The 518-nt window shown below is 39.6% G+C and carries 1 protein-coding gene; it reads left to right on the top strand.

What is annotated here, in order from left to right; all coding sequences use genetic code 11:
* Position 1: 1 nt before the first annotated feature.
* On the top strand, positions 2–379 hold the full coding sequence (gene tnpA, locus LIR34_RS17590; protein WP_265107759.1) for an IS200/IS605 family transposase: 378 nt from the start codon (positions 2–4) through the stop codon (positions 377–379).
* Positions 380–518 lie beyond the last annotated feature (139 nt).

The following is a 518-nucleotide window of genomic DNA, read 5'->3' on the forward strand; positions in this document are numbered from 1 at the left end:
TGTGTGTAATATCAACTACCATATGGTATGGTCGGTGAAATACCGGCGGAAAATATTAAACCAAGAAATTGAGGAATATCTTCAGAAACTGGTGCAGCAGATTGCTGAGGATAAGGGTTTTACTGTTCACTTATTTGAATGTGGTGAAGGTGATCATGTCCACTGTTTTGTATCAGCTCCACCAAAGCTGTCCATAACAGCAATTGTCAAGTATCTGAAGGGGATCACCGGCAGAAAACTGTTTGAACGTTTTCCAGAAATAAGAAACCAGCTGTGGAAAGGAGAGCTGTGGAACCATTCCTATTATGTGGAAACAATCGGATCTGTATCTGAGGAAAATATTCGACGTTATATTGAGCATCAGAGCAAGTCGTATTAATTCAAGGTGGATTATAAATTTCCATCCGTAAGAGTGTATGAAGGAGGAAGAGGAATGCTGCTGTCACATAAAGCATCCATAAAGATCAGTCAGGAATATTCCAATATCATAGGGCATATGTGTTATGCAGCATTCAAAC

This window comes from Blautia sp. MSK17_66 (assembly GCF_020538025.1).
In the GTDB taxonomy this organism is placed as follows: Bacteria; Bacillota; Clostridia; order Lachnospirales; family Lachnospiraceae; genus Blautia_A.